Origin of the sequence: Diplocloster modestus, assembly GCF_019042245.1 — a bacterium.
GTDB lineage: Bacteria > Bacillota > Clostridia > Lachnospirales > Lachnospiraceae > Diplocloster > Diplocloster modestus.
In genome coordinates this window covers 139337-165726 of the sequence record NZ_JAHQCX010000011.1, presented here as the reverse complement: position 1 = coordinate 165726, position 26390 = coordinate 139337, and the positions used below count along the sequence as shown (strand labels likewise).

Genomic DNA, 26390 nt, shown 5'->3' with positions numbered 1-26390 from the left:
CGTTTCCCTTGCGCCTGGTTAAACCCAATATGAGAAAAACAAGTGTCCGTTTAAAAAGTTCTAGTGAAAGAAAGCCGCTGCCTACAAATCACACATCCGTGATTCATAAGCTGCGGCTTCACCGAATACCTTCCCACTCCCAAATCTCTGCAAAATATTCCATTCCCTCCAATCCGCCAGTACCAGTCCCCTCAACGTCCCAGTTCGTCGAGCACATCTTTCGCCAACCGATACACGGTCCATTCATCCATAGGCACCGCCCCCAGCGATTTATAAAACCCGATACTGGGCGTATTCCAGTTCAGACATGACCACTCCATACGGCCGCATCCCTCTTCCACCGCGATACGGGCCAGCCGGGTCAGCAGCGCTTTACCCATTCCGCTGCCACGCATCGAAGGTTTCACATACAGATCCTCCAGATAGATTCCCGCTCTGCCCAGGAAAGTAGAAAAATTATAAAAATAGAGCGCCATACCGACGATTTCTCCCTCTGCCTCTCCTAACAGTACATGTGCTTTTTCTTTGTCAAAGATCCATTCCTCCAGAAGTTTTGGAGTCGCCACCACATCGTCCGACATCTTTTCATATTCCGCCAGCTCTTTGATCAGTTCCAGAACGACCGGGATATCCTCACGTCCGGCTTTGCGAATCCGAAATCCTTCTATCTGTGTCTCATAATATTCCATTTTATCCTCCACAGGTGTATTTTTACTGCATCCTTAATTTTAGAGTACAGTATCTCTTATCCTTATCCATAATAAATAGAGGCGGACGTTTTGTCCACCCCTTTCTTTCATAAATATTCATTTATAAGCCGTAACGCAGAGCTGTCCCCTCAAAGCCCTGCCTATACTCTCCCGTTCTCTCAAACATTCTGTACCTTAATCAAATTCGTGGTACCCGACATTCCAAGCGGTACCCCCGCCGTAATGACGGTCAGGTCCCCTTCCTTCAGGTATCCCGCCCTTCTGGTGGCTTCCACCGCATGGTGGAACAGTTCGTCCGTGTTGCGCTCCTCCCGCATCATGATGGGAATCACACCCCAGGACAGGTTTAACTGCCTGCAGACATAACCATAGGTGCTTCCTCCGATAATCGGGCAGGGCGGACGGTACTTTGATATCATCCGCGCCGTCTTTCCGGATTTGGTCACGGTGATGATTACCGAGGCATTCAGATCCACCGCTGTCATACAGGTGGCATGTGAGATGGCATTGGTAATATCTGGATTATTCACCGACTCCCTGCTTTTGAACAGGGCCCGGTAGTCGATACTCTCTTCCGCCTTAATCGCGATTTTTACCATGGTTTTTACGGCTTCGACCGGATACAGGCCCGCTGCCGTCTCTCCAGACAGCATGATCGCGCTGGTACCGTCATAGATTGCATTGGCCACGTCCGTTGCCTCCGCCCGGGTAGGACGGGGGTTCTTGATCATAGAGTCCAGCATCTGGGTAGCGGTGATAACCTGTTTTCCCGCATTGTATACTTTCCGTATGATCATCTTCTGGACAATGGGGACATCTTCCAGCGGGATCTCCACTCCCATATCTCCCCTGGCTACCATAATGCCGTCGGATACTTCGATGATCTCATCTATATTTTTAACACCCTGCAAATTTTCAATTTTAGATATGATATTAATGCTGTCACAATGATGATCCTCCAGAATCTTGCGGATCTGCAGCACATCATCCGCCGTCCGGACAAAAGAGGCGGCAATAAAATCAAAACCTTTTTCAATTCCAAAAACGATATCCTCATAATCTTTATCGCTGATATACGGCATACTCAAATTTGCTCCGGGCACGTTAACGCCCTTACGGTCAGATATCGTTCCGCCGTTGATCACTTCGCACTGGATATCCGTATCATCGAAGCTTAATACCTTCATCTCGATGAGCCCGTCATCGATCAGAATTCTCGTCCCCACTTCGATATCCTTCACCAGTTCTTTATAGGTGATAGAAACTCTGTGCGCATCCCCATCGACTTCGCTGACCGTCAGCGTAAACTGCTGACCTCTTTCCAAGACTACCGGACCATTGGGAAAAGTTCCGATCCGTATTTCCGGACCCTTGGTGTCCAGCAGGGCGGCTATGGGAAGATTCAGCTCCTCCCGGAGCCTGCGGATCCGCGTCAGGTTCCGCTCGTGCTGCCCGTGATCGCCGTGCGAAAAATTAAATCTGGCAACATCCATGCCTTCCAGCATCAGCTGCCTTAAAATCTGATCATCATCCGTGGCCGGACCCAGGGTACATACTATTTTGGTTTTTCTCATGTTTACCTCCAATTACGCATTTACTGTACCATAAATTCTACGAAAAAAATTCATGGAACCTTCTTAATTATAAGTTTGGGTGGAAATTCCGATTTTAATCATACCCGGATTTACCCAAACCAATTGTAACATGAAATCCCTCATCCCGTCGTTAAAAAAATGTAAAGAAAAATAAAAAGTGGTTGACCCGGCGGACAATGTCCGATATAATGCAGCTAAGTTAAAAGGGAGTAGTTACAAATGCCCTGTCAACAATCCCGGCCCTGTAAGGCCTGGCAGGTCATACCGTATCCGGTAACAAGACTTTTAACGTATCCGATCAAAGATTGGGTACGTTGGAGGTCTTTTTTTATTCTATAGAAATGTGTTCCACGGTTCACATTTCGAAAGGAGGAGTTTTATTATGAAATATTTCAATCAGTCACAGCATGAGGTATTAGAATCCCTTCACACAGTTCCCGAAGGACTGAGCAGCCAGCAGGCGCTTAAAAGGCTGGAGGAATATGGACACAATACCCTGACGGAATCCAAAAAAGCCAGTCCCTTTATCATTTTCCTGAAGCAGTTTCAGGATCTTCTGGTCCTCATCCTCATCTGTGCCGCGGTGATCTCCATGATCTCCGGAAATCTGGAGAGTACCCTGGTGATCTTTGCCGTCATCATTCTGAACGCCATTCTCGGTACGGTACAGCATATGAAAGCAGAAAAGTCTCTGGACAGTCTGAAAGCCTTATCCGCACCCGCGGCCAAAGTTCTGAGGAACGGCACTAAAATCGAGATTCCAGCCAGCCAGATCGTGCCTGGTGATATCCTGATGCTGGAAGCCGGTGACCTGATCAGCGCGGATGCCAGAATCATAGACAGTCATTCCCTGCAGGTCAATGAAAGTTCCCTGACCGGTGAATCCGTACCGGTGGAAAAGCTGGATGTGGTGCTTTCCCAACAGGATGTCGCTCTGGGCGATCAGAAAAATATGGTATTCTCCGGTTCGCTGGTCACTTACGGCAGAGGATCGGCTGTGGTTACCGCTACCGGTATGGATACGGAGCTGGGCAAAATCGCGTCTCTAATGAATCAGACCAAAGAAAAGAAAACTCCTCTCCAGGTAAGCCTGGATCAGTTCGGCAGCCGCCTTGCCTTCGCCATTCTGGCTCTGTGCGGAATCATCTTTCTCTTGAGTCTGTACCGGGATATGCCCATACTGGACTCCCTGATGTTTGCCGTCGCACTGGCCGTAGCTGCCATTCCGGAAGCCTTAAGTTCCATTGTCACCATAGTACAGGCTATGGGTACCCAGAAAATGGTCCGGGAACATGCGATCATCAAAGATCTCAAAGCCGTGGAAAGCCTGGGCTGTGTCTCCATTGTCTGTTCCGACAAAACCGGTACCCTGACGCAGAATAAAATGACTGTGCAGTCCTGTTACCTGGGCGGGCAGGTTTTGGATTATCATAAACTAAATCCCACTACCCTGGTTCACAAATATTTCTTATATACGGCGCTGCTGACCAATGACAGTGCCATTGTCGACGGAAAGCAGATCGGTGATCCTACGGAAATCGCGCTTCTGCATATGGGTATGAAACTGCGGACTGACCCGGCAGAATTGCAGAAGTCCTATCCCAGGTTTGGCGAACTGCCCTTTGACTCCGACCGCAAACTCATGAGTACCGCCCACATCATTGACGGCCAGCCTGTGCTGCTGACCAAAGGCGCCCCCGATATCCTGTTGGAAAAAGCCGTCAGCATCCTGACGGAGGATGGCCCGCGGCCGTTAACGGCCGTAGACAAAGCGGAAATTCTATATCAGAATCAGAACTTTTCCGAGCAGGGGCTCCGGGTACTGGCCCTGGCCTTACGTTTCCTTCCTGACACCGGCGGGCTCACCCTGGACCAGGAGGCGGATTTCATCTTTCTGGGGCTGGTCTCCATGATCGATCCACCCAGACCGGAATCCATAGACGCGGTGGCGCAGGCCAGGGAGGCCGGTATCCGCACTATCATGATCACCGGGGATCACAAAGTTACGGCCACCGCGATCGCACAGCAGCTGGGCATCTACACGGCCGGGGATCTGGCACTGACCGGCACCGAGCTGGATCGTTTGACGGAAAAAGAGCTGGATGAAAAGCTGCCACGCATCAGCGTATACGCCCGGGTTTCCCCCGAGCACAAAATCCGTATTGTGGATTCCTGGCAGCGCCGGGGACATATCACCGCCATGACCGGAGACGGTGTCAATGACGCGCCGGCCTTAAAAAAAGCGGACATCGGAGTCGCTATGGGAATCACCGGCACGGAGGTCTCCAAAGACGCCGCCTCTATGATCCTGACCGACGACTGCTTCGCCACTATCATCAAGGCGGTGGCCAACGGCCGCAACGTGTATCAGAATATAAAAAATGCCATCCAGTTCCTGTTATCCGGGAACACAGCCGGCATTTTATGTGTACTGTTCACTTTCCTTATGGCACTTCCGGTACCGTTCGCCCCGGTCCATCTGTTGTTCATCAACCTGCTGACCGACAGTCTGCCAGCCCTGGCCATAGGTATGGAACCCGCAGAGCGTGGGCTGTTAAAACAAAAGCCCCGCAATCCAAAGCAGGGCATTTTAACCGGAGATTTTTTAACTGCCGTACTCTGGCAGGGAATGCTGCTCAGTATCTTCACGATAATCGCCTATTTTATCGGCATGAACCGCGGCGGCGCCGCCATGGCAAGCACGATGGCCTTTGCCACGCTGACCCTGGCCAGGCTGTTCCACGGTTTTAACTGCCGGAATCAAAGATCCATCTTTGATATCGGCCTTGGCTCCAACAAATACAGCATCGCCGCGTTCGGCGCAGGCTTTCTGCTTCTGAACGCCGTTCTGATGATACCGGGCCTGCAGCGGTTATTCTCCGTAAGTAAGCCTGATATCACCGAACTGTGCCTGATCTATGTGCTGGCATTCCTTCCGACCCTGCTGATACAACTCATAAAAGTGATCCGGCAGGCCATCAGGACTCCCCGTCCTCTTCTATCATACGATATCCAACACCGACCTCGGTAAAGATATACTGGGGGTCTCCCGGGTTTTTTTCGATCTTGCGGCGTATATTCGCCATATTTACCCGGAGGATCTGATTATTGCTCCCCGCGTAAGGCCCCCAGATTTTCGATATGATGGAGTCATAGGTCAGAACGCGTCCGGCGTTCTGCGCCAGCAGGGATACCAGTTTAAATTCGATCTGGGTCAGGTGCACCTCCTGTCCTCCCACGCTGACCATCCGCTTATCAAAATCGATACAAAAATCTTTCGCCTTAAACTTCTGGTTCTGGCCGCTCAAACCGCTTCCCGTCCTGCTGCTGTGGCGCATGGCCGTACGAATCCTGGCCAGCAGTTCCGATGTCCCAAAAGGTTTGGTGATATAGTCATCCGCTCCCAGATCCAGCGCCCGCACCTTTTCTTTTTCCTGGGTCCTGGCTGAGATAACGATAATCGGCACCGCCGACCACTCCCGCACCTGCCGGATAATTTCCATTCCATCCATATCCGGCAGCCCCAGATCCAGCAGAACGATCTCCGGACAATAGGAAGGAATCATGGACAGGGCCTCCTCCCCTGAGGCACACTTCAGCACCTTATACTCATTTGCCAACAGCGTAGTGGTGATAAAATTACAGATATTCTGTTCATCCTCTACGATCAGGGCCGATATTTTCCTGTTCATATAGTAGTTCCTCCTTCCAGCGGAAGGGTAAAGATAAATTCCACCCCTTCCGAATGATTGACAGCATTTATTTCGCCTCCATGGGCATGTATGATCGTTTGACAGATCGACAGTCCGATCCCCATCCCCTTTGTCTTATCCACGGAATCTCCCCGGGGATTCGAAAGCCCGTCAAACAGTGTTTCCATTTGGGTGGTGCTCAAACCGACACCATAATCCCGCACATGAAATACAGCCGTATTCCCGTTCTTCTCCACCGCCAGTCCGACCGGCTTCTTAGAACCGGAATATTTCACCGCATTTTCCAGCAGATTAATAATGACCTGCTCGATCAGGGTGGCATCCATCGGTACCATCAGGAACTCCACCGGGACGGTTACGTCGATCTGTGCCTGCGGATACCGCTTTTTCAATCGTGCCACAGCCTCCGACACCACCTCTTCCGCCGGTTCTGATACCTTCGTCACCTTTACCTGGTCATCATGGATCCGGGTTACAGACAGCAGATTTTCCACCATATGCAGCAGCCAGTTGGCATCCTCATGGATCTGCCCCAGCATTTCATTCTGCTCCTCCTCATCCAGCATCATCCGGTTTTCGAGGAGAGTGGCACTGAAACCAATGATACTGGTCAGAGGTGTGCGCAGGTCATGGGAAACCGCACGCAGCAGATTCGCCCTGGTCTTTTCCTTCTCCGTCTCGATCACCAGATCCTGGTGTTTGCGGATATTGGTCATCATGGTACTGGTAAGCAACGCCACAGACAACATTACTATAAATGCAATGGGATACCCCTGAAGGAAAAAATTCAAGGCCATAAACGGATAGGTAAAAAAGAAATTAATACACCCAATACTGATGATAGCCGCTGCGATCCCCCAAAAATATCCCTTGGTGAACCTGGCTGTCAGCATAATCCCAAGCAGATAAATAATTGCTACATTATATGGACTGTCCGTCAGCTGCATTACCGCATAATTCAGCACTGTGGCTGCTGCCAGGAGCAATAATGTTTTCAGTCCGTCTTTCCAGATCTCCACCGGGAAGCCCCCCTTTCATACTTTAATCTTCATAGCATTATACTATAGATGTGAGATGGATACCAAGGTTTCTTCGCTAAAATGTTGTTAAGAAACCGCTTTCATGGGTGGGCCTGCGGGAAACGGGGACGGAACGGGAGGAGCCGGCCCCGTTTCCCGCAGGCATTGGCACTGGTCCAGGCTGTAGTGCTTTAATGCTGAGTTTGGGATATTATTAGGAGATTTGTTCTTAAATTTATTTAACTGGATGCATGATAAGTACGGTCTGAATGAAAGCGTTATAACATAATGTTAATAAAGATAATATTAAGTTTTAAAATTGATACGTTATTAGATTATTGGAAATTATACGAACAGGAGAATAGACTCTATGAAAGTTCTCTTTAGAAATACTTTTATACTGTTTGAGGCTGGTTCTATCGGCGTTTTATTGGTTCATTAATATCTTACTACTATCGTACTAATGTTATTATATTATAGTACTTATATTAACCCATTATAGAACTATTGTACGAAGTAGTACTGCAATTAAAATACAGAAGGACCCAATATAACAAATTGATTCTTTGCAACCTATCAGAACATGGAAAAAGGCCTTTTATAAAGCAGGGAGGAACGGGAAGGGGCGTGGACGTTCAGAACCGGGCGGATCATCTCGTGGGGGCAAATCGCTTGAGGCCGGGCCTTAGAGCGGCTTACGCAGAAGACGGGAGAACCTCGCAGGGCCCGGAACGCTGTCCGAGCCGTCTTTTGGCGAGTTTGTTCCGGGCCCTGCGAATAAGAGGTTCTCCCGCCTTCGGAGTCAGCCGATCTTAGGTCCGGCCGAAGCGATTTGCCCCCACGAGATGATCCGCCCGGTTCTGAACGTCCACGTCCCTTCCCGTTCCTCCCGGCCCTCCCTTATCTGCAAATAGTACCTGTAAATATAAAATTTTTATAAAGAATTAGGATATTCCCTTGTATTTTAGCGTGGTAGCATGGTAAAATAGTAAAGCTTTCAATGTGTTCACCTATGGCCAGGCGATATCCTAAATGAAGGAGTATTTTATGAAAAAACCTCATTTAGTTGTATTTGGGAAAGGCATCATTGTTGGAGGTTCCCTGCTGGTTCCCGGAGTAAGCGGCGGTTCTATGGCCATGATTCTTGGAATCTATGACGCCCTGATCAGAAGTGTAAGTTCGTTTTTGAAAGATATCCGCCAAAATCTGATATTTCTTTTTACTTTTACTGCCGGCGCTCTACTGGGTATGTTACTTTTTGCGAAACCTCTTCTCTTCCTGGTAGACACATTCCACCTGCCGTCCATGTATTTTTTTATGGGGGCTGTAGCCGGCAGTATTCCGATGATATTTCGTAAAGCCGATGTGAAAAAGTTTTCGCCCGGCGTCATTTTTTATCCGCTTATCGGTATCCTGCTGGTCTATCTGATGAATCTTTTACCGGCCGGTATGTTTGGCAGCCGGGTTGGCAGTGGATTTACTCATTTTTTCATGCTGGGACTGGCCGGGATCATCACCGCTGTCGCCCTGGTTCTGCCGGGTATCAGCGTCTCTTATATGCTGCTTATGCTGGGCATGTATGAGGACACGATGTATGCGATCACGACACTGCACCTGCCCTATCTGCTTCCACTGGGGATCGGCGGAGTTGTCGGTATCATTTTGACTACCAGGCTTTTGGAATATGTGCTGGATCATTATACGAAGGTCTCTTATCTGGTGATTCTCGGGTTTGTCATCGGCGCTGTTATTCTGGTCTTTCCGGGATTGCCTTCGGGTCTGGAATGGATGTTCTGTCCGCTGCTCTTTTTCATAGGATTCTTCATAATCCGAAAATTATCTGCTTTGGAAAGCTGATCCTTTCCGCCTGCGGCGGACCGTGTAAACGGCATCTTTCTTTCCGCCGCAGTGCGATCCCTGCGGAGCGTTTTTAACTCATAGATTCCTATGAAAAAAGTGGCAGCCGATCCGGTTCTACCGATCTCGGTGCCACAGTTTGATTATATTTTCATTTTCGCACAGAGCCAGGCTATTGTTCCGTCTCCGCATTCTGGAAATAATGCTCCACCCGGTTCCGGGCATTTTCCCTTATGTCATAATAGTAAAACTGGTAATCATATGCGTGGTAAACACCCAGCGGAAACAGATCCGAGCTTCCGCTTCTGAAATCCTGGGGATTGACCGTGGAACACATTACCGTTCCCCGCTCCTGATTCACGGCAGCGTCCGCGAAATGGAAGATATCCATATAGTCCTCGCCGTCCCGAATTCTGGAGCCTTTGCTTAAATACGCAGACGCTGTGGTTTCTGATCTGGTCCAGGTAATGGGATTAATCGTCAGAGCACCTTCCAGTACTGTTTTATTTTCCACCGTCAGGCCCGGCGCTTCTGTGTTAAAGGAAATAATCACACCTGTATCGTCAGGTCCTTCTGCATATTTCAGATGGGGATTTCTCTGCATATCCTCCTCCGTAACGGAAAAGCCCAGCAGGTATGCCGCGACCATCCGCTCCTGTACCTCCGGATGATCCTTCATATATACCATGAGCAATTCTTTTAATACCATGCTTCCCTGAGAATGGCCCGCCAGTATAAATGGCCTGCCATGATTATAATGTTTGATATAATAATCAAAGGAATCCGCAATATCCGCATATGGCGTTACGCCAATATAGGCCCTCTCGATCAACGGCGACTTACTGAGGATGAAACCCGCGTCCAGCTGCCGGTAAAAGGGGGCAAATATATTACCCACAGGCTGAAATGCGGTGGCCTGTGTCTCAAAATTTCCCGCCGCGGTATGGCGCATTTTTTCATTGTCAATGGTGCTCACTACCGATGTGCTTCCCTCCGGCATTCCCCAGGCAGTAGGATACACATAGAAGATATCCACCTGTTTATCCTGGTACTGTGGCAGGGAGAGCCAGTTATTCTTATCTGAATAGTCGGTCCGCACCATCAGATCCCCATTGGACGCCAGACTCTTCGTGGCGGTCTCCTTTTTTTGGAACTGGCTGCCGCGGTCGCTCTGCCCGCACCCGGCGCTTCCTCCCAGATATAAGACTGCCAACAATACTCCGATAGCTCTGTAAATGTTATTGCTCCATCTATTCTGCTGCACACTCATACCATACCGAAACCGACCGATCCGCTGTATGGAAAACCCCGGTTCCATCCTCCTGAATCATTACTTTATCCTCACATTTTCCCATATAATCCCGGAAAATCTTTCCTTTGAATCCGTTACCCACATACATGCGCTTACTGCCTCCCGCTCCATTGGACAGCAGTACCGCGATTCCGGATCCCTCATGCTCCTGGTCCCCTTCTCTGGTCCAGCCTATCACACGGGGATCATCGATATAATCATGCTGTGGACCATATGCCAGCTTTGCCCGGGCTTCCAACAGCCGTGACAGACCTTCCGCCGCAGCTATGCCATCATGAGGTATCCCATAATAATCACCATAGAACACACATGGATACCCCGCCTCCCTTAAAAGAATCAGCGCGTATGCAATGGGCTTGAACCAGGCCTGGACAAAGGACTGCAGTGCCTGCCCGGGCTGCGTGTCATGATTATCCACAAAGGTAACTGCCCGACAGGGATTTTCCCCTGCCAGCGTTCCGGGAAACAGGCCTCTCAGATCATACTGCTCTCCCATTATACTTGCCTGGTACAGATGAAAGTGTAACGGGACATCAAAAAGGGACATATTCCCGTCTACCCTGCCCAGATACTGCTCCAGACGCGCCACCTCCGGACTCCAGTACTCTCCTGCCGCAAACAGTTCCTTTCCGGTATGTTCCCGGAGCATGGGAAGCCAATGCTGATAGAAGTCCGCATTGATGTGCTTCACCGCATCCAGCCGCAGGCCGTCCACTCCCGTGGTATCCAGGTACCACTTTCCCCAATTGTCCAATTCCTGCAGAACCTCCGGATTTTCAAAATCCACATCCGCTCCCATCAGGTAGTCATAGTTGCCATTTTCCGCATCCACCTCACCCTCCCAATGTTTACCGGCAAATTGGAAAATTCTGTTCCTGCGGGACTGTTCATCCCAGTCTATGCCGTCAAAATGGTTATGATTCCAGGTGAAATCCGAATATTTACCGGCCCGGCCGGGATAATTGAAGATCGTCCATGCCCGGATCGTTTCCTCCTGTGAGGTGACTTCATTTCTGTTTTTTTCATTCACTTCCCGAACTCTGACGTCCTCAGGCGCGTCCGCGCCGATATGGTGATTCAGCACGATATCCGCATATACCTGTATCCCCTGCGCCTTAAGACTTTTAATGGCTTCCAGATATTCCTGTCTGGTTCCGTATTTGGTGGGGATGCCGCCCTTTTGATCAAACTCTCCCAGATCATAGAGATCGTATACCGCGTACCCGACATCCGATATACCGGCCGCTCCTTTGTACGCCGGCGGCAGCCATACGGCCGTAATTCCCGCATTCCAAAGAGCATCGGCTTTTGCAGCGATCCTGCGGTAATGCGAAGCATCGGCGGGCAGATACCACTCAAATAGCTGTAACATCGTTCCGTTTTGACTCATTTTTTTCCTCCATGCGTGGGTTTTCACACATACATCCCCTGTTCTTTCAGATGTTAGGTCTGATCCTCTGTCGCAATTTGTAAAATTATAACATATTTCAGGGGGTTCAGCAAAAGGTTTTATACGAAGTGTTTTAAATGTATTTTATGTAATCCCCCTATAAAAAGCGCAAGCCCTGTCCCGCATATCTTGTTGCAATACCGGTAAACTATGTGATATAGTTGTTTTGTTTGTGTATTTCACTGCCAATAGTGGCGTGAGCCTGGGGGGACTGATATGAATTTTTCCGAACTCTTTATACTGGCCATAGGGCTTTCCATGGATGCGTTCGCAGTGGCTGTCTGTAAGGGATTGTCCATGAAAAAGATTACGCTTCGAAAGGCCGCGCTGGTTGGCTTATATTTTGGTTTTTTTCAGGCTGTTATGCCGGCCGCCGGTTATCTTCTGGGTGTTAACTTTCAAAAGCAGATCACCAGTATCGATCACTGGATCGCTTTCTTCCTGCTGGGAGCCATCGGTGTCAATATGATACTGGAAGCGCGCAAGGGAGGCGGCTGTGAAGAGTGTGGCTGCGCCGCCGCAGATGCGGACTTAAGCTTTAGAACCATGTTGATTCTGGCCCTGGCTACCAGTATCGATGCGCTGGCGGTAGGCATCACGTTTGCTTTTCTGCAGGTACGCATCGTTCCTGCTATCTCCTTCATCGGCATCATCACATTTTTATTGTCTATGCTGGGTGTCAGGATTGGAAATGCCTTCGGCTCCCGGTATAAGGCAAAAGCGGAATTGCTGGGCGGAATGATTCTGATCTGTCTGGGCACGAAAATATTATTGGAACATTTGGGTCTCCTTAGGCTATAAAAAGGATTTACCGGAAGCCTTTCGAAACGTTCTTAGAAACGATGCGCAGGCAGCCGCAGGACCACTCAGGCCGTGAAACGGTTAAAAGAGGGAAAAAAGCTGAAATAAAACCGCTATCTCCCACCGGTTACCAGGTCATAGCTTTCTGAAATCATACGTTTCTCTTCTGAATCCGGTATACTGCCATCCAGGATTATAGAATTCCAGTATTTCTTATTCATATGATAAGCAGGTACGACTCCCGTAAACGCATTCCGCCAGAATTCGATCCAGTCAGGCGGGCATTTTACATTGATCCAGACCGCTCCCTGCCGCTCATAGATAAATGCAAAGCTTTTCCGGTTTTTCTCATAACGCATCACGGTCCAATTCTGATCATGGAAGGGATAGTCTTCATAGACCTCCGGAAATCTTTTACAGAAGGCAATTGCCTCTTCTCTCGTTTTCATAAGTTCTCCCTACAAAAGTTTATCTCTGCATACTATACTATATTGTGTGTTCGTTGAAACTGTTGTAAACTGAATGCATGTCCTGCACAAAAGCATTCAGCAAATTTCGCTGTGTCAGGCACGATGCTAAGGAGGTATTACAAATGGATTTTATCCGTGAAACAAACCGCATTTACCTGAATGAGGAATCCGGAAAACTTCTGGCTGAAATCACATTCCCGGAAGTGACGGATCACATTGTCAATATCAATCATACGTTTGTAGATGAAAGTCTTGGAGGCAGGGGGATCGCCGGCCAGTTAGTGCAGGCAGCGGCTGAACAGATCCGCTCATCGAATCTAAAATGTGTCTGCACCTGCTCTTACGCCGCTCACTGGTTCGGGAAACATCCCGAGTTCCAGGACATTCTGTGCAAAGACCATTGATGGGCCTAGTCATTCTTTAAGTAAAAAACGCAGCTGTAAAGCGGATTGCAACCACTGGTTGTCAAATTATTTATCCGGGATGGTAGCCGCTTACGGTTCTTTCTGTTACCATTCTCATGACGTGATAAATTTATTACAATACACACACATGGAGGAAAAAATGACATTTTCAGAAAAACTATATCAGCTGCGCAAAGCACGCGGCCTGTCTCAGGAAAACCTGGCCGGCCATCTGGGTGTGTCCCGGCAGGCCGTCCAGAAATGGGAAACCGGGTCCTCGACCCCCGATGTCAGCAATCTGGTCGCTATAAGCGAATACTTCCAGGTTTCCCTGGATCACCTGCTGAAGGATACTGAGGGCGTCAGCGCTTCTACGGATCGCGAAGAATCAGAACCGCAGACAACAATTGGTATTCCTTATCGGATTTATCAGCCTCATTATGAATATAAGAGTACCCGGACCCTGTTCGGCCTTCCTCTGGTTCATATCAATCTGGGAAGGGGATTTTACCGTGCCAAAGGGATTATCGCCATCGGAAATATCGCTGTTGGATTGATTTCCCTGGGAATCGTCAGCGCCGGCATCCTATCCCTGGGCTGCATCAGCGCCGGGATTCTCGTGCTATCCGCTCTCGGTATCGGAGCCGTCGTCTTCGGAGCCGTCGCCGTAGGCATTCTGGCGGTAGGCGGAGTTGCCGCAGGCCTCTTCGCCGCAGGCGGTCTATCTGTCGGTATCTATTCCATCGGAGGCTGCGCTATAGCCTCCCGTGTAGCGATCGGCGGCTATGCCAACGCGCATATCGCTGTAGGCGATCAGGCGTCCGGCATCATAAAAATAGCCGGACACCAGCAAATGCAATTGCTTAGCGCCGCCCAGTTCCGGGAAATAATTCTCGGTGAATATCCCGGGACGCCCTCTTTCATTATGAAGATTTTGACCCTGTTCTTTCAGCAATAAAACTCATTTCCTATAAACCTGATCCCGATTTTGAAAAATTCGCAGAAGGACCGATGTAAATATAGCCGGCGGCCACATTGACCGCAGCAGCCTTTACATCGGCCCTTCTTATTCCTATCATTTCTTTGATCCTATTCTATTCATACGATAATTTCGTTTATACGGAAATATCCTATACAAATTTTACAGCCGTCCCATAAGCGATTACCTCGGCTGCTCCCTGCATGATCGCGGAAGAGGCATAACGGACATTGACTACGGCATCCGCACCCATTTGTTCCGCTTCCTCCACCATTCTCTTGGTAGCGAGCGCCCTGGCCTCATTCATCATATCGTTATAGGCCTTCAGTTCGCCGCCCACGATCGTCTTAAAGCTCTGGGTAATATCCCGTCCAATATTCTTGGACTGAATGGTACTTCCCTTTACTAAACTCAGCATGGACAAATTTTTTCCAGAAATGTAATCAGTATTTACTAAGATCATCCTCTTCTCCACTCCTTATCTCTTGAATTCTTTCTACCAGCACAAAGACCATCACTGCCGCCAGTGCCAACAAAATCACCATTCCAATAACTTTCGCAGGCAAAGGCAGATAAAAGTTCGTCCACAAAACCAAAAGTCCGGTCAAATAGAGTACAAAGAGCACCGCAATGATGATAGGGGCAATCAGTTTCTTTATATGCATCCGTGTATCCCCCTTCTATTTCTGGTATTTTGCAACACTCACATTATACCACGCCGCTCTGCTGTTATCCACTACAATTTTAGGGGACAAGTATCCTATCATAGATGAGAGATAAATTGAAAGCTTTCGAAATATTGCACCACAGCCGGTATCCAAAGCACGATCATATAAGTTGCGGCAAAGGAAAGGGACTTTTTCAGATACAGTCCTGCGATCATTACCCAGTAATAAACAGTCTGAGGAACCCCTGAAACTGGAAGAGTACCGACGGCCATAAGCGCCAGCGATTCATATTTCCCCTCCGCGGTGCTTAAAACCTCGTCAAACATCACATAACTGCAGAACATCAAGGCCACATGCATCCAGAAATAGGTCCGCTCGCCGGATACCCAGATCGTCGGTGAGAATCCCATAACCGCGCGGGTGGCATAACCCATGATCACAGCGAACATCAGACACCAGGTCAGCGTGGATTTTCCGAAAATCCAGTACAGGGCTAACAGAACCGTGACTGCCGCTATCAGGATCAGCACAAACATCAAGATCTCCCTGCCGACCATCACCGTACCGATCGCTGACGGATCGCCATAAAGGGTACCTCCGTCGGGAATCCGGTCGATCACCCAGAATACCCTGGAGGCATAGGGCGCCAGTGGGCCGAAAACGATAGCTATCCCCAGCGGGATCAGCCCGACGATCCTCTTCCACAGCTGCTTTTGTTTGCGGATCACCAGCACCGCCAGCAGAATAGCAAACATGAAAAACAGCCAGTTTCCGATCAAAAGCTTCATACCGGTGGCATAGATCCCCATACGGATCTTATTGAAAAAGGAAATCGTACTGTAGCCCACATAATAATTCGCCTCTTCCGATATCGCCCGCTGTGCGTTTCCGGGACAGGTGGCGAAGTTGATAAAATTCGCCGCGGTAATCAACCATTGTATACCGATATAGAGCTTGGGCTGTTTTTTTACCCACTGATAGATAAAGCAGAAGGTAAAGAGCACCAGACCGATCCCGCACATCTGCTCCTGGTTCGTCGCATACACAAGTCCCAGCGCAGCCAGGATATATTGCCACATGCGCACTTTCTCTCCGGTCAGGAGCCGCTTGGTCAGCAGAATCGAATACATTCCCAGTGCCGGAGGCCACAGATAGGTCACCGTTACCGTGATAAAGCCTGTCCCCCCCAGATTGATGAATTCATACAGAAAGAAAAAGCCCACCAGCACCCACATGCAGTCAGTCCTGTGTTTCGCGGGAAATATACGGGAAATGGAATAGATCAATAAAATGATCGAAGGGACATCCAGGATCACCCAGATAAACTGAGGAGCCATATTGAAGAAATCCATGGAGAAATCCAAAAATATTCTGGATGACCAGTTAAAGTACCAGTCCTTCACCATAAACCACAGAAAAGAGGGTGAAAAAAAATCCACGTTCTTATAGGCATCATAAGTCGAAATATCATCTGCGATCTTGGGTACCACCAAATGGATGGCAAAATAAGCCACACCCAGAATCAGCAAAGGAAGATATTCGCTTCTGGCAAATTTTTTTACTTTTTCGTTCATCTTTACCTCCAGTTGTTCGTTCACTGCGCTTTTATTCTGCGCCGTTTCATAATATCTTACTCATATTACCTCCTTTGCGGAAAATATGCAAGGCGAAACCTTATATTTAAGGAGCGTTAAGATATCTTAACGGGTTACACCGGGGGCATTTTTTATTGGGATGGAGTGTGGATTCCTCTCCTGCGTTGGTGATCACTGAGATAATTTAAGGTATTATAATCAGGTGGCCTATGCCCTGTTCTGTGTCAAACAGGTTACATTCCAGGACGGAACCGTCTGGGATAACCCGGGTTATAACGAATGGATCGAGACTTATAAGGGGAAGGCGGCAGATATCTCAACTCTGCAGAATTATTATCCCTATGTCCATCCGGTCTCCCGTTAAATCCACTTCAGATATCAAAGGCGGGGGCAGCAATGCGGTTTCCGTATCTGCTTACTCCTCCCTCCAGACATAGCCGATCCCGTAGACCGTCTGTATAAAGGAGGGGCGGCACGCGTCCTCCTCGACCTTATGCCGTAACCGGTTCATGGCCACGGACAGCGCGTTCTCCTCCACTGAATCAGCCGCGTCCTCCCACACACTTTCCAGCAGCTGCTGTCTGGTCAGAATCTGTCCTTTATTCTTGACCAGAAGATGTAACAGCCTCTGCTCCGTCCGGTTCAGCATGATCTCCTTCCCGTGAATCAGATAATACATTCTATGAAAATCAAACAGATACTCTCCTGTCTCAAACACATCCTGTTTTGGCACAGGCTTTCTGCGCAGCAGGACATTGACCCGGGTTCTCAAGATCAGCAGGCTGAAGGGCTTCGTCACATAGTCGTCCGCTCCCATGGACAATCCCAGTACTTCCTCACGCTCCAGATCATTGGCTGTCAGCATCAGAACCGGAACATCCGAGAATTCCCGCAGTTTCGAAAGCAGTGAATACCCGCTGCCGTCCGGCAGATTGATATCCAAAATCACCAGGTCGAAAGAACGCTTCCAGATCTGCCCCACCGCGCTTTTTCGTTCATAACACTGCGTAAAAAAATGTCCGTCCCGTTCCAGCGCCAGCACGATCCCATCGCTCAAAGTCCGGTCACCTTCTACCAACAAAATAGACGCCATATAATTCCCACCTTACTTTAACCCTGCTTTACATTTTCAAACTCTTTTTCCTGTTCCCTTTTGCGCAGCATCGGCGGAACAAAATGGGCAAACAGGCATCCCGTCATCATAGCAGCCGCCAGATCCACGATCGGTTCCGAAAAAAAGACTGCCTCCGCGCCGAAGAACCTTGGAAGAAATACCACCAAAAGTAAAAAGGAACATTTTCGGAACATGGAACAAAATAATGCCAGCTGTACGTATCCCAGCGCAGTGGTCTCATCCACCAATGCGTACTGGACTGCCAGCGGCAGAATCATAAATGTAAAGATCTTAATATAATGCACCGTCATGGACGCCACTTCCCCATTGGAAGTAAAAAGCTTAACAAACAGGGGCGACAGCATATAAGTCACGACCGTCATAACCAGGCAGAAAATCAGGCACAGCCCGGTCACTGCACGGATCGCCCGCCTGATCCGGCTCATATCGCCGGAACCGTAATTAAAACTCACCACCGGCTGGCTTCCAAGCGTTATCCCGCCCATAGGCATGGATATCAGCAGGAAATAACTCTGTACAATTGTGGCACAGGTAATTAAAAGATCCCCTTTTCCAGGCCCCGCATATTTTTGGATCATGGTATTGAGCAGGATCAGCAGAATACTGTCGGAAGCGATAATCAAAAACGGGGACAGGCCGAAACGGATAATCCGCTTCACAAACCGCATGGAAAATCCCTTCAGGTTCAGGCGCACCGGCATCGTTCTGCGCATCAGCGCAATCAAGACAAAAGCGCAGGACGCAAACTGAGAGATTACCGTCGCTATGGCCGCACCGGCCACTCCCATATGAAATACAAAGATAAACAGTGGGTCCAGCGCAATATTTAACACTGCACCTAATACAACGGTCACCATACCCAGCCCCGAAAACCCCTGGCAGATCAGAAAACTATTCATCCCAACGGCCATCAGCGCGAAAAAGGTCCCTGCCGCATAGATGGTCAGGTAAGTATCGGCATAGGAAAAGGTCGCTTCACTGGCTCCAAACCACATGAGAAGATAATCCTTTGTCAGCAATAGCGCCACGGTAAGCACCAGCGAGATCACGACCAGCATCAAAAAACCGCTGGACATGAACTGTTCCGCCTCTTTTTTCTTCCCCGCTCCCATCCGCATGGCCATATTGGGGGAGCCTCCAAGCCCCACCAGCGAACCAAAAGAAGATAAGAAGGTCACGATGGGCCCGCATACGCCCACGCCGGCCAGTCCCAGGTCCCCTACGCCCGCGCCTATGTATATTCTGTCCACAATACTGTACAACACACTCACCAGCTGCGCCAGCATCGTAGGCACAGCAAGCCGAAGCACCAACCTTATAATCGGGTCGTTGCCAAGATCATTTGTCCTCTTCATACTCCCACCATTACTTCTTAACTGATTTATAAAATTCCCGCAGCTCGTCCTTTTTTTCCTGCGTTAGCTGATGCCAGCGGATCCCCTCGATGGCCCCTTCCAGGCCACACAGCCTGTTATAACAAGCGGAATCATCGATCCCCAATATTTTCAGCCATGCCTGCTTGCTGCCCGCTTCCCTCAACTGTTCCTGCGTCGTAATGCCCACCTCAGCCAGCTGTTCTTCCACAACTTTTCCTATATTCGGCAATTTTCCTAACTCTCCCACATCCATTACCTCCTTATCACCAAAATATCTGTATTTTATCATACCTGATCTTTCTTTAAATAACAAGTCCAATGCCCTTTTCCCGGGTTTCCAGTCTTTACGGTGACTTTCGCATATGGTAGAATAACTTAAGATCCGAATGGAAAACATGTAATTTAGAGAATGGCCGTCATGGATGCGGTACCGGAGGTAAATATGAACCTGTTCGAAATTCTTGGCCCCGTTATGGTGGGACCGTCCAGTTCCCACACGGCAGGTGCCGTGCGTATCGGTTACGTTACCCGAAAATTGTTAGGAGAAGAGCCGGCGGTGATCGAAATGCTTCTTCACGGCTCCTTTGCTGCCACCGGGAAAGGCCATGGAACAGACTGTGCGCTGGTGGCCGGACTTCTCGGAATGCAGTCAGATGATATGCGGATTCCCACCAGTATGGAGCTCGCAAGGGAGCGCGGGATCGCTGTGTCGATCCGGGAAATCCGCTTAAAAGAAGCCCATCCGAATACGGTGGTGCTAAAGGTATCCGGTGTCTCAGGCAAATTTCTCCAGGTGGAGGGCTGTTCCCTGGGAGGCGGCCGCATCAGTATCCGGAAGCTGGACGGAATCAAAACAGACTTTACGGGGGATTCTCCCACACTGATCGTACAGCATATCGACCAGCCCGGGCATGTGGCAGAGATCACCTCCATGCTGGCTCACAAATCCGTCAATATCGCCACCCTGCATCTGTACCGGGACAGCAGAGGCGGCCGGGCGGTCATGGTGGTGGAAACCGACCAGCCCATTCCCCAGACTGCGATCCGCTGGGCGGAACATCTGGAGGGTGTATTAAAAGTAACCTATCTGAATACCAGTGAGGAGGACATGTAATGTTTGAAACCATAGAATCGGCAGTGGCCGCATGCCGGGAGAAAGAGCTTCCTCTGTGGAAACTTTTCCTGGAAGATGACTGCCGGGACCGGGGTGTCTCCATCGAAGCTTCCTTAAAGCAGATGCAGACGCTCTGGACCCGCATGAAGGAATCCGGAGATTCCTATGACGGAGCGCTTCGCTCCAAAAGTGGTTTAAGCGGCGGAGATGGCGCGAAGATGTCCGCTTATATTCAAAATGAGGATTCCTTAAGTAACGGCCTGATCGGGGAGATCATCGCCCAGGCCCTTCAAATGGGGGAATCCAACGCCTGTATGCGCCGGATCGTAGCCGCACCCACAGCCGGTTCCTGCGGCGTGCTGCCTGCTCTTTTACTTCCTCTGTACCGCCGGAAGCTGGCGGATGACCAGCAAGTCACCGAGGCTCTGTACGTAGCCGCCGGGTTCGGACAGGTCGTAGCCACCCGAGCCACGATCGCCGGAGCGGAAGGCGGATGCCAGGCCGAGGTGGGAACCGCGTCGGCTATGGCGGCTGCCGCTTTCGTCATCCAACAGGGAGGAACCCCGGAAATGGCGGCCCATGCGCTGGCGATGGCACTGAAAAACCTGCTGGGCCTGGTCTGTGACCCGGTGGCCGGACTCGTGGAAGTCCCCTGTGTTAAGCGAAATGTCATAGGGGCTGTAAATGCCTTTTCCGCTGCCCAGATGGCTTTGGCCGGTATCGAAAGCCGCATTCCGGCAGATGAAGTGATCGACGCCATGGCCGATATCGGTACCCTTCTGCCCTCCTGTCTCAGAGAAACCGGGCAGGGCGGATTGGCTGCCACCAAAACCGGCTGTGACATAGCCAGAGAACTTCACTCAAACCCAGATTAGCCTGATTCAAATAATCACTACAACAAAGGGATGTGTCTAGGACACATCCCTTTGTACACTTTTATGAGGGGGGAGATAGTGAGTGTGTGATCAACTATCTGATTCTTATTATAAGGGTGAAATATGTTTAAAATGTGTCTATATTATAAAAGAATTCGAAATTTTATAAAAAGTTTATAAAATTACATCAATCGCCTCTGGCCGCAAAATCCCGAATCTCTTCCATTCTGTCCGGAATCTGAATATGCTGGGGACAGTGCTCCATACACTTCCCGCATCTCACGCAGTGCTGCGCCTGTTTTTCCTCCTCCAGATATCCATATGTGGAGCGGAAGGACATTTCATTATGATCGATCCGGTACTGATTATAAATAGCAAAGACCTTCGGAATATCCACTCCGGCCGGACATTCCATACAGTATCTGCAGCCGGTACAGGGAATCGTGCCGGATGACCGGTAAATATTCAGCGCCTCCATAAGTACATCCCGCTCCTTCTGTGTAAGCGGTTTAAAATTCGTCATCGTATTCACATTGTCCTGTACCTGCGCAAAGTCTGACATACCGCTTAACACCGTCATAACCCCTGGCAGCGATGCCGCAAACCGGATCGCCCAGGACGCTGTACTCACTTTTGGATTTTCCTTTTTCAGGATCTCTACAGCCGGCTCAGATAGACGGGCCAGACTTCCCCCCCGCACCGGCTCCATCACTACCACCGGTATCTTATGGGCATAGAGGATCTCATACTGGGTTTTCGCATCCTGCAGTTCCCAGTCCAGATAGTTCAGCTGGATCTGAGCAAAATCCCATTCATATGTATCCGTCACTTGTCTCAGCAAGGCAGGCTTATCATGAAAAGAAAATCCCAGGCGGCGGATCTTACCCTCTTCTTTTTTCTTTTTCAGGAACTCATAGACATGAAACTTCTCCACGATTTCCAGATGTTCCCCGCAAATATTATGTACCAGATAAAAATCAAAAAAGTCCACCTGGCAGCGTTTTAACTGATCCTCAAAAATCCGTTCCACATCTGACTCAGACTTGAGCATCCACGGCGGCATCTTGCTGGCCAGGTGGAAACTCTCCCTGGGATACCTCTTCAACGCTTTCCCCACAAATGGTTCCGACATTCCCTCATGATAAGGATAAGCCGTATCAAAATAATTCACCCCGTTCTTATGCGCATAGTCAAACATCTCCAATGCCTTTTCCTCATCAATCTCCTGCTTCTCCTCACAGATCCTAGGAAGTCTCATACAACCAAACCCCAGTAATGAAATCTCCTCTTTCACGCTTTCAAAGTATCTGTTTTCCATATATCCCGCTCCTCTTCTTCCCTTATTAACTTCTCAAATACCAAAACTTTTTATTATCATAGCACTTAAACTTCGCTCTAAGTCAAGCATATTTTTGATGTAATTTGTATTTAGTATAGCAAATAGGAGGGGACTGGCACCTTTCGGCAGCAAAGTTAAACTTCCGGCAGCTGCGTAGAGAAAGGGGCCTGTCCCCGGATGCCGTCCTAGTCGAAGAAATAAAGCGCCTTCTTCTCCGTAAGTGGGACCATTCCAGTCAACATCCGGGGACAGGCCCCTTTCTCCTTCCAGTCAACATCCGGGGACAGGCCCCTTTCTCCACATAGTTGCTTGAAGATTTGGGCGTTACTACCGAAAGATGCCAGTCCCCTCTCATTCAGTTTCTTCTCCCGCTTGACATCGTTCCTTTCATGTGTTATTCTAAACATACCAAACGAATGTATGTAAAGGAAGTGGGCCCATGGCAAGAAACAAGCACCCGGAGGAAACCGTTGAACGGATTCTGGACGTGTCTTTCAAACTATTTATGGAAAAAGGTTACGAACAGACGACCATTCAGGATATCGTGGATGAACTGGGTGATTTAAGTAAAGGTGCTATTTACCATCATTTTAAATCAAAAGAGGATATCATCAATGCCGTCATCGCCAGAAGCACTTCTCATGAGATATTAATTACGAAGATCATATCCCGTGAGGATTTAAACGGTCTTGAGAAATTAAAACTCATGTTATTGAAATCTCTGGATTCCAAAGAACAGACCGCTTTCGCTCAGGCCGTCCCTAATTTATTAAAAAATCCAAAATTCCTGGCGGAGCAGCTTCATGACTCGGTTGAGATTATCGCGCCTGCACTGGAACCTTTTATTCTGGAAGGAATAGCGGACGGTTCCATTCGGTCAAAATATCCCCATGAACTGGCACAGGCACTGATGATTCTGCTAAATCTATGGTTGAATCCCATGGTTTTCAGTGATTCCAAAGAGAACGTCCGCCATAAATTTCAGTTTCTGAAAGAAATGATGGAGACTATGGGGATCCCTCTTCTGGATGATCCTATGCTGGAACTGCTTTTAGTCTATACCGATTATATTGTATAGCGAGTTTTATCATAGAACAATCGGATTGCCCTTCGGGGCAAATTCTTTTATCCTTTTACATACCAAACGTCGGTATTTTTAATGGCAAAATTATATCTGAACTATTTTAAAGGAGGATTTACGCTTGAACAAGAACAGACTTTTCCACCGCGATTTTACGCTGGTGGTAATTGGACAGATTATCTCTTTATTTGGAAACGCAATCCTGCGTTTCGCACTTCCACTCTATCTTTTGAATATCACGGGTTCCTCTTCCGTCTACGGCACGGTGCTGGCTTTATCCATGATCCCGATGATTCTGCTCTCCCCGATCGGCGGCATCATCGCCGACCGGGTAAATAAACGAAATATCATGGTGATTTTGGATTTTACTACTGCTGCCCTGGTCCTTATTTTCACACTGACCATGTCACAGATGAATCTGGTCGTATTGATGACAATCACCATGATGCTGCTGTGCGGGATCCAGGCCGCCTACCAGCCTGCGGTCCAGGCCAGTTTGCCAGCGCTTACAAGTCCCGGGCATCTGCTTCCCGCCAATGCGGTCATCAATCAGGTCAGCTCCCTGGCCGGGCTGTTAGGTCCGATCATCGGGGGGATCCTGCTGGGTTCCTTCGGGCTTGCACCGATCCTTCTGCTGGGAATCGTCTGCTTTACCTGTTCCGCGATTATGGAAATCTTTATCCATATTCCTTTTGAGCGGCAGCCTGTCAAAACGCGTATGCTGACCATGGTTACCGCTGATTTCCGGGAGAGTGTTACCTACATCCGAAAGGATAACCCGACCATATTAAAAGTCATGTTGATCGTCGCTGTCTTCAATCTGTTTCTGACCTCCATGCTGATTGTCGGATTTCCTGTACTGATTACGCAGACTCTGGGATTATCTTTAAAGCTGTGCGGTTACGCAGAAGGTGCCCTGGCCTTTGGAGGTCTGTGCGGAGGGGTCCTGACCGGCATACTCTCCAAAAAACTTCAGGTGTCCAACTCTCATCTGCTCCTGCTGGCCGCCACCGTCTTCACATTGCCGGTCGGAATTGCCTTACTTTTAGGCGCTCCTGCCATGGTTACTTATCTGATCATCACAGTATGCAGCTTTTTGCTGATGGCCAGCGCCACCATGTTCACCGTACAGACGCTGTCTTATCTGCAGAGCGTAACCCCTCCCCACCTGATCGGCAAAGTAATTTCTTTTGCCATGACACTTTCCATGTGTGCTCAGCCGATCGGCCAGGGAATGTATGGGTTCCTCTTTGATCTGCTTAAAAACCAGACCTGGGTGATCATTCTGGGTACCGTCCTGATCTCCGCCATTGTCACCATCTTATCCGCCAGAGTATTCCGAACTCTGAGAAACGCTTAATTTAATTTCCTGGTGTCAGCCTGCGGCTCCCGTACCACAGGAATCCGGCCGCAAGCAACGCGGTCAATGCTTCTGTGACCGGGTAAGAAATCCAGACACCGGTCATGCCAAAGAAATGAGCCAGCAGGCAGACCAGCGGAATGATGCCGACGCATCCCCGGATGATCGAGATGGCGAAGGACTGTTTCGGCATCTCTGTGGCGCTGAAGTATGACGCCGCTAATATATTCAATCCCGCAAACAAAAATGCGGTGAAATAGAGTTTTAATCCCGCCACAGCCAATTGCTCAAGGCACACATCATTGTCCCGGTTAAAGACCATAACCAATCCGTCCGCGAACCCAAATGTCAGCAGATAAATCAGGACCGCGAAACCCAGCGCCGTCATTATCCCAAATCTCAGGATTTTCCTGGCAGCACCGGTATTCCCCATTCCGTAGTTTGTGCTGACGATCGGCTGTATTCCCTGGGCAATCCCGGTGAATATCGCTATGACCACCAAAGCCAGATTAGCGATGACTCCAAATGCGGCCACTCCGGTATTTCCCTCCAGCTGCAGAATTACTATGTTAAACACAATGATCACGATGCCGGAAGAAATCTCTGTAATCAGAGCGGACATACCCAATGCGCAGATATTCCGCAGATTCCTGCCCCGAATACGGCAGCGGCAGATATGGAATCCGTTCCTGCGCCGGATCAGATGTACGGATAGAATGCCTATACTGATAACAGGAGCCAGTCCGGTTGCAAATGCGGCGCCGAACATCCCCATATGGAGTGGAAATATAAATATATAATCTAACAGGATATTTGATAAACTGCCTGCCAGCATCGCACTCATGGCCAGCCGCGGGGCACCGTCATTTCGGATAAAGGCAATGAGAATATTATTCATGAGAAAGAAGGGGGCAAAACTTAAAATCGTCTTCAGGTATATTCTGGTCATTTCATAGGTTTTTACATCTCCTCCCATCAAAGCGGCAATCGGTCCGCAAAACCCTGCTCCTGCCACCGTAAACAGGGTTCCCAGAACCAGCCATAGAAGACATGCGTGGGTAAAGGTTGCATTGGCCGCCCCGCCTTTCATCTGGGCTTTTTGTATCGAATATTTTGTAGCTGCGCCCACCCCGGTCATCAAGCCTGCCCCGTTTAAAAAGCTGTAGATCGGAATCGCCAGATTCAGTGCCGTCAGCCCGTCCGCTCCCAATCCTCTGGAAATAAAAAAGGTATCTGCCAGGATATAGCAGGATAGTCCCAGCATTCCTAACACATTCAGGCTTACATATTTACCGAATTCCCGGATAAGGGAATCTGTTTTCTCTTTGATTTTCATATATTCCTCCTGTTAACCTTCTGCTATGACTGCCGCAGCGCGATCCCCTGCGGAGTGTTTTTTTCTTTCATAGGAGCCGCTTGCCTGGGAAATAAAAAAGCGCCCGATCTTTCCTGCCTTCAAAGGCCTAACGGCAGGAAATCCGACGCTTACTTTAATCCTCTGGACCCGGCGGCACAGAGTTAAGCTTTCTCTATATCA

The 26390-nt window shown here is 49.1% G+C and carries 24 protein-coding genes and 1 pseudogene; 10 read left to right on the top strand and 15 right to left on the bottom strand.

What is annotated here, in order from left to right:
* Positions 1–191 precede the first annotated feature (191 nt).
* On the bottom strand, positions 192–689 hold the full coding sequence (locus KTH90_RS16130) for a GNAT family N-acetyltransferase (protein WP_158352043.1): 498 nt from the start codon (positions 687–689) through the stop codon (positions 192–194).
* A gap of 188 nt (positions 690–877) precedes the next feature.
* Positions 878–2284: pseudogene (gene pyk, locus KTH90_RS16125) on the bottom strand (pyruvate kinase); the annotation flags it as partial.
* Between the two features lie 400 nt (positions 2285–2684).
* Here pyk and KTH90_RS16120 point away from each other — a divergent pair.
* Positions 2685–5336 (top strand): cation-translocating P-type ATPase, encoded by a 2652-nt coding sequence (locus tag KTH90_RS16120; protein ID WP_238727053.1) that lies wholly within the window; start codon positions 2685–2687, stop codon positions 5334–5336.
* Here the strand turns inward: KTH90_RS16120 and KTH90_RS16115 are convergent.
* A complete protein-coding gene (locus KTH90_RS16115) occupies positions 5284–5997 on the bottom strand; it encodes a response regulator (RefSeq protein WP_158352049.1) in 714 nt (237 codons plus the stop codon). The genes KTH90_RS16120 and KTH90_RS16115 overlap by 53 nt on opposite strands.
* Positions 5994–7037, bottom strand: a complete 1044-nt coding sequence (locus tag KTH90_RS16110) for a sensor histidine kinase (protein ID WP_158352051.1) — start codon at positions 7035–7037, stop codon at positions 5994–5996. Before KTH90_RS16110 ends, KTH90_RS16115 begins: the two co-directional genes overlap by 4 nt.
* A gap of 1047 nt (positions 7038–8084) precedes the next feature.
* Between KTH90_RS16110 and KTH90_RS16105 the strand changes: the two genes are divergently transcribed.
* Positions 8085–8894 (top strand): DUF368 domain-containing protein, encoded by an 810-nt coding sequence (locus KTH90_RS16105; RefSeq protein ID WP_158352053.1) that lies wholly within the window; start codon positions 8085–8087, stop codon positions 8892–8894.
* Between the two features lie 172 nt (positions 8895–9066).
* On the opposite strand, the gene KTH90_RS16100 is transcribed toward KTH90_RS16105, so the two are convergent.
* Both KTH90_RS16100 and KTH90_RS16095 read right to left on the bottom strand, forming a co-directional pair.
* Positions 9067–10212 (bottom strand): DUF3089 domain-containing protein, encoded by a 1146-nt coding sequence (locus tag KTH90_RS16100; protein ID WP_158352055.1) that lies wholly within the window; start codon positions 10210–10212, stop codon positions 9067–9069.
* Positions 10145–11596 (bottom strand): alpha-amylase, encoded by a 1452-nt coding sequence (locus KTH90_RS16095; RefSeq protein ID WP_158352057.1) that lies wholly within the window; start codon positions 11594–11596, stop codon positions 10145–10147. The genes KTH90_RS16100 and KTH90_RS16095 overlap by 68 nt, the downstream gene beginning before the upstream one ends.
* 276 nt (positions 11597–11872) lie before the next feature.
* Between KTH90_RS16095 and KTH90_RS16090 the strand changes: the two genes are divergently transcribed.
* A complete protein-coding gene (locus KTH90_RS16090; protein ID WP_158352059.1) occupies positions 11873–12457 on the top strand; it encodes a manganese efflux pump MntP in 585 nt (194 codons plus the stop codon).
* Between the two features lie 113 nt (positions 12458–12570).
* On the opposite strand, the gene KTH90_RS16085 is transcribed toward KTH90_RS16090, so the two are convergent.
* Positions 12571–12906 carry an MmcQ/YjbR family DNA-binding protein gene (locus KTH90_RS16085; protein ID WP_158352061.1) on the bottom strand — a complete coding sequence of 112 codons (336 nt, stop codon included), beginning with the start codon at positions 12904–12906 and terminating at the stop codon, positions 12571–12573.
* A 77-nt stretch (positions 12907–12983) separates the two neighbouring features.
* Between KTH90_RS16085 and KTH90_RS16080 the strand changes: the two genes are divergently transcribed.
* Together KTH90_RS16080 and KTH90_RS16075 are read left to right on the top strand one after the other, a co-directional pair.
* Complete coding sequence (locus KTH90_RS16080) at positions 12984–13331, top strand: GNAT family N-acetyltransferase (protein WP_158352063.1); 348 nt, start codon at positions 12984–12986, stop codon at positions 13329–13331.
* A 160-nt stretch (positions 13332–13491) separates the two neighbouring features.
* Complete coding sequence (locus KTH90_RS16075) at positions 13492–14289, top strand: helix-turn-helix domain-containing protein (RefSeq protein ID WP_158352065.1); 798 nt, start codon at positions 13492–13494, stop codon at positions 14287–14289.
* Positions 14290–14461: 172 nt separating this feature from the next.
* On the opposite strand, the gene KTH90_RS16070 is transcribed toward KTH90_RS16075, so the two are convergent.
* From KTH90_RS16070 to KTH90_RS16060, 3 genes are all read right to left on the bottom strand, one after another.
* Positions 14462–14773: a heavy metal-binding domain-containing protein gene (locus KTH90_RS16070; protein WP_158352067.1), complete on the bottom strand. Its 312-nt coding sequence runs from the start codon at positions 14771–14773 to the stop codon at positions 14462–14464.
* Positions 14754–14975, bottom strand: coding sequence for a hypothetical protein (locus KTH90_RS16065; RefSeq protein WP_158352069.1), 222 nt, complete (start codon positions 14973–14975; stop codon positions 14754–14756). The genes KTH90_RS16070 and KTH90_RS16065 overlap by 20 nt, the downstream gene beginning before the upstream one ends.
* 98 nt (positions 14976–15073) lie before the next feature.
* Positions 15074–16552 (bottom strand): DUF6056 family protein, encoded by a 1479-nt coding sequence (locus tag KTH90_RS16060; protein ID WP_158352071.1) that lies wholly within the window; start codon positions 16550–16552, stop codon positions 15074–15076.
* Between the two features lie 223 nt (positions 16553–16775).
* On the opposite strand from KTH90_RS16060, the gene KTH90_RS25485 reads away from it, so the two are divergent.
* Positions 16776–16937 (top strand): DUF5780 domain-containing protein, encoded by a 162-nt coding sequence (locus KTH90_RS25485; RefSeq protein WP_408626293.1) that lies wholly within the window; start codon positions 16776–16778, stop codon positions 16935–16937.
* Positions 16938–16988: 51 nt separating this feature from the next.
* Here the strand turns inward: KTH90_RS25485 and KTH90_RS16055 are convergent, their stop codons facing one another.
* The 3 genes from KTH90_RS16055 to KTH90_RS16045 are packed head-to-tail and all read right to left on the bottom strand — an operon-like array spanning position 16989 to position 19331.
* Positions 16989–17666 carry a response regulator transcription factor gene (locus KTH90_RS16055; protein WP_158352073.1) on the bottom strand — a complete coding sequence of 226 codons (678 nt, stop codon included), beginning with the start codon at positions 17664–17666 and terminating at the stop codon, positions 16989–16991.
* Between the two features lie 17 nt (positions 17667–17683).
* The gene (locus KTH90_RS16050; protein WP_158352074.1) at positions 17684–19063 is read right to left on the bottom strand and encodes an MATE family efflux transporter; all 1380 of its coding nucleotides are present in this window, start codon (positions 19061–19063) and stop codon (positions 17684–17686) included.
* Positions 19064–19073: 10 nt separating this feature from the next.
* Positions 19074–19331 (bottom strand): TfoX/Sxy family protein, encoded by a 258-nt coding sequence (locus KTH90_RS16045; RefSeq protein ID WP_158352313.1) that lies wholly within the window; start codon positions 19329–19331, stop codon positions 19074–19076.
* A gap of 195 nt (positions 19332–19526) precedes the next feature.
* Here KTH90_RS16045 and sdaAB point away from each other — a divergent pair, with 195 nt between their 5' ends.
* Positions 19527–20198 carry an L-serine ammonia-lyase, iron-sulfur-dependent subunit beta gene (gene sdaAB / locus KTH90_RS16040; protein WP_158352076.1) on the top strand — a complete coding sequence of 224 codons (672 nt, stop codon included), beginning with the start codon at positions 19527–19529 and terminating at the stop codon, positions 20196–20198.
* Positions 20198–21073 (top strand): L-serine ammonia-lyase, iron-sulfur-dependent, subunit alpha, encoded by an 876-nt coding sequence (sdaAA, locus tag KTH90_RS16035; RefSeq protein WP_158352078.1) that lies wholly within the window; start codon positions 20198–20200, stop codon positions 21071–21073. The genes sdaAB and sdaAA overlap by 1 nt, the downstream gene beginning before the upstream one ends.
* A 187-nt stretch (positions 21074–21260) precedes the next feature.
* Here sdaAA and KTH90_RS16030 read toward each other — a convergent pair whose 3' ends face one another.
* A complete protein-coding gene (locus tag KTH90_RS16030; RefSeq protein WP_158352080.1) occupies positions 21261–22391 on the bottom strand; it encodes an aldo/keto reductase in 1131 nt (376 codons plus the stop codon).
* A gap of 460 nt (positions 22392–22851) precedes the next feature.
* On the opposite strand from KTH90_RS16030, the gene KTH90_RS16025 reads away from it, so the two are divergent.
* On the top strand, positions 22852–23490 hold the full coding sequence (locus KTH90_RS16025) for a TetR/AcrR family transcriptional regulator (protein ID WP_158352082.1): 639 nt from the start codon (positions 22852–22854) through the stop codon (positions 23488–23490).
* 124 nt (positions 23491–23614) lie between these two features.
* Positions 23615–24853 carry an MFS transporter gene (locus KTH90_RS16020; protein WP_158352084.1) on the top strand — a complete coding sequence of 413 codons (1239 nt, stop codon included), beginning with the start codon at positions 23615–23617 and terminating at the stop codon, positions 24851–24853.
* A gap of 1 nt (position 24854) precedes the next feature.
* On the opposite strand, the gene KTH90_RS16015 is transcribed toward KTH90_RS16020, so the two are convergent.
* Entirely contained in the window at positions 24855–26189 is a 1335-nt protein-coding gene (locus KTH90_RS16015) for an MATE family efflux transporter (RefSeq protein WP_158352086.1), read from the bottom strand.
* Between the last annotated feature and the right edge of the window lie 201 nt (positions 26190–26390).

Bases quoted from the DNA above. Each gene is read 5' to 3' on its own strand.
- KTH90_RS16130 (WP_158352043.1), bottom strand. From the start codon at position 689: ATGGAATATTATGAGACACAGATAGAAGGATTTCGGATTCGCAAAGCC.
- KTH90_RS16095 (WP_158352057.1), bottom strand. From the start codon at position 11,596: ATGAGTCAAAACGGAACGATGTTACAGCTATTTGAGTGGTATCTGCCC.
- KTH90_RS16105 (WP_158352053.1), top strand. From the start codon at position 8,085: ATGAAAAAACCTCATTTAGTTGTATTTGGGAAAGGCATCATTGTTGGA.
- sdaAA (WP_158352078.1), top strand. From the start codon at position 20,198: ATGTTTGAAACCATAGAATCGGCAGTGGCCGCATGCCGGGAGAAAGAG.
- KTH90_RS16065 (WP_158352069.1), bottom strand. From the start codon at position 14,975: ATGCATATAAAGAAACTGATTGCCCCTATCATCATTGCGGTGCTCTTT.
- KTH90_RS16115 (WP_158352049.1), bottom strand. From the start codon at position 5,997: ATGAACAGGAAAATATCGGCCCTGATCGTAGAGGATGAACAGAATATC.
- KTH90_RS16100 (WP_158352055.1), bottom strand. From the start codon at position 10,212: ATGGAACCGGGGTTTTCCATACAGCGGATCGGTCGGTTTCGGTATGGT.
- KTH90_RS16085 (WP_158352061.1), bottom strand. From the start codon at position 12,906: ATGAAAACGAGAGAAGAGGCAATTGCCTTCTGTAAAAGATTTCCGGAG.
- sdaAB (WP_158352076.1), top strand. From the start codon at position 19,527: ATGAACCTGTTCGAAATTCTTGGCCCCGTTATGGTGGGACCGTCCAGT.
- KTH90_RS16030 (WP_158352080.1), bottom strand. From the start codon at position 22,391: ATGGAAAACAGATACTTTGAAAGCGTGAAAGAGGAGATTTCATTACTG.
- KTH90_RS16075 (WP_158352065.1), top strand. From the start codon at position 13,492: ATGACATTTTCAGAAAAACTATATCAGCTGCGCAAAGCACGCGGCCTG.
- KTH90_RS16060 (WP_158352071.1), bottom strand. From the start codon at position 16,552: ATGAACGAAAAAGTAAAAAAATTTGCCAGAAGCGAATATCTTCCTTTG.
- KTH90_RS16055 (WP_158352073.1), bottom strand. From the start codon at position 17,666: ATGGCGTCTATTTTGTTGGTAGAAGGTGACCGGACTTTGAGCGATGGG.
- KTH90_RS16050 (WP_158352074.1), bottom strand. From the start codon at position 19,063: ATGAAGAGGACAAATGATCTTGGCAACGACCCGATTATAAGGTTGGTG.
- KTH90_RS16070 (WP_158352067.1), bottom strand. From the start codon at position 14,773: ATGATCTTAGTAAATACTGATTACATTTCTGGAAAAAATTTGTCCATG.
- KTH90_RS16090 (WP_158352059.1), top strand. From the start codon at position 11,873: ATGAATTTTTCCGAACTCTTTATACTGGCCATAGGGCTTTCCATGGAT.
- KTH90_RS16015 (WP_158352086.1), bottom strand. From the start codon at position 26,189: ATGAAAATCAAAGAGAAAACAGATTCCCTTATCCGGGAATTCGGTAAA.
- KTH90_RS16080 (WP_158352063.1), top strand. From the start codon at position 12,984: ATGTCCTGCACAAAAGCATTCAGCAAATTTCGCTGTGTCAGGCACGAT.
- KTH90_RS16025 (WP_158352082.1), top strand. From the start codon at position 22,852: ATGGCAAGAAACAAGCACCCGGAGGAAACCGTTGAACGGATTCTGGAC.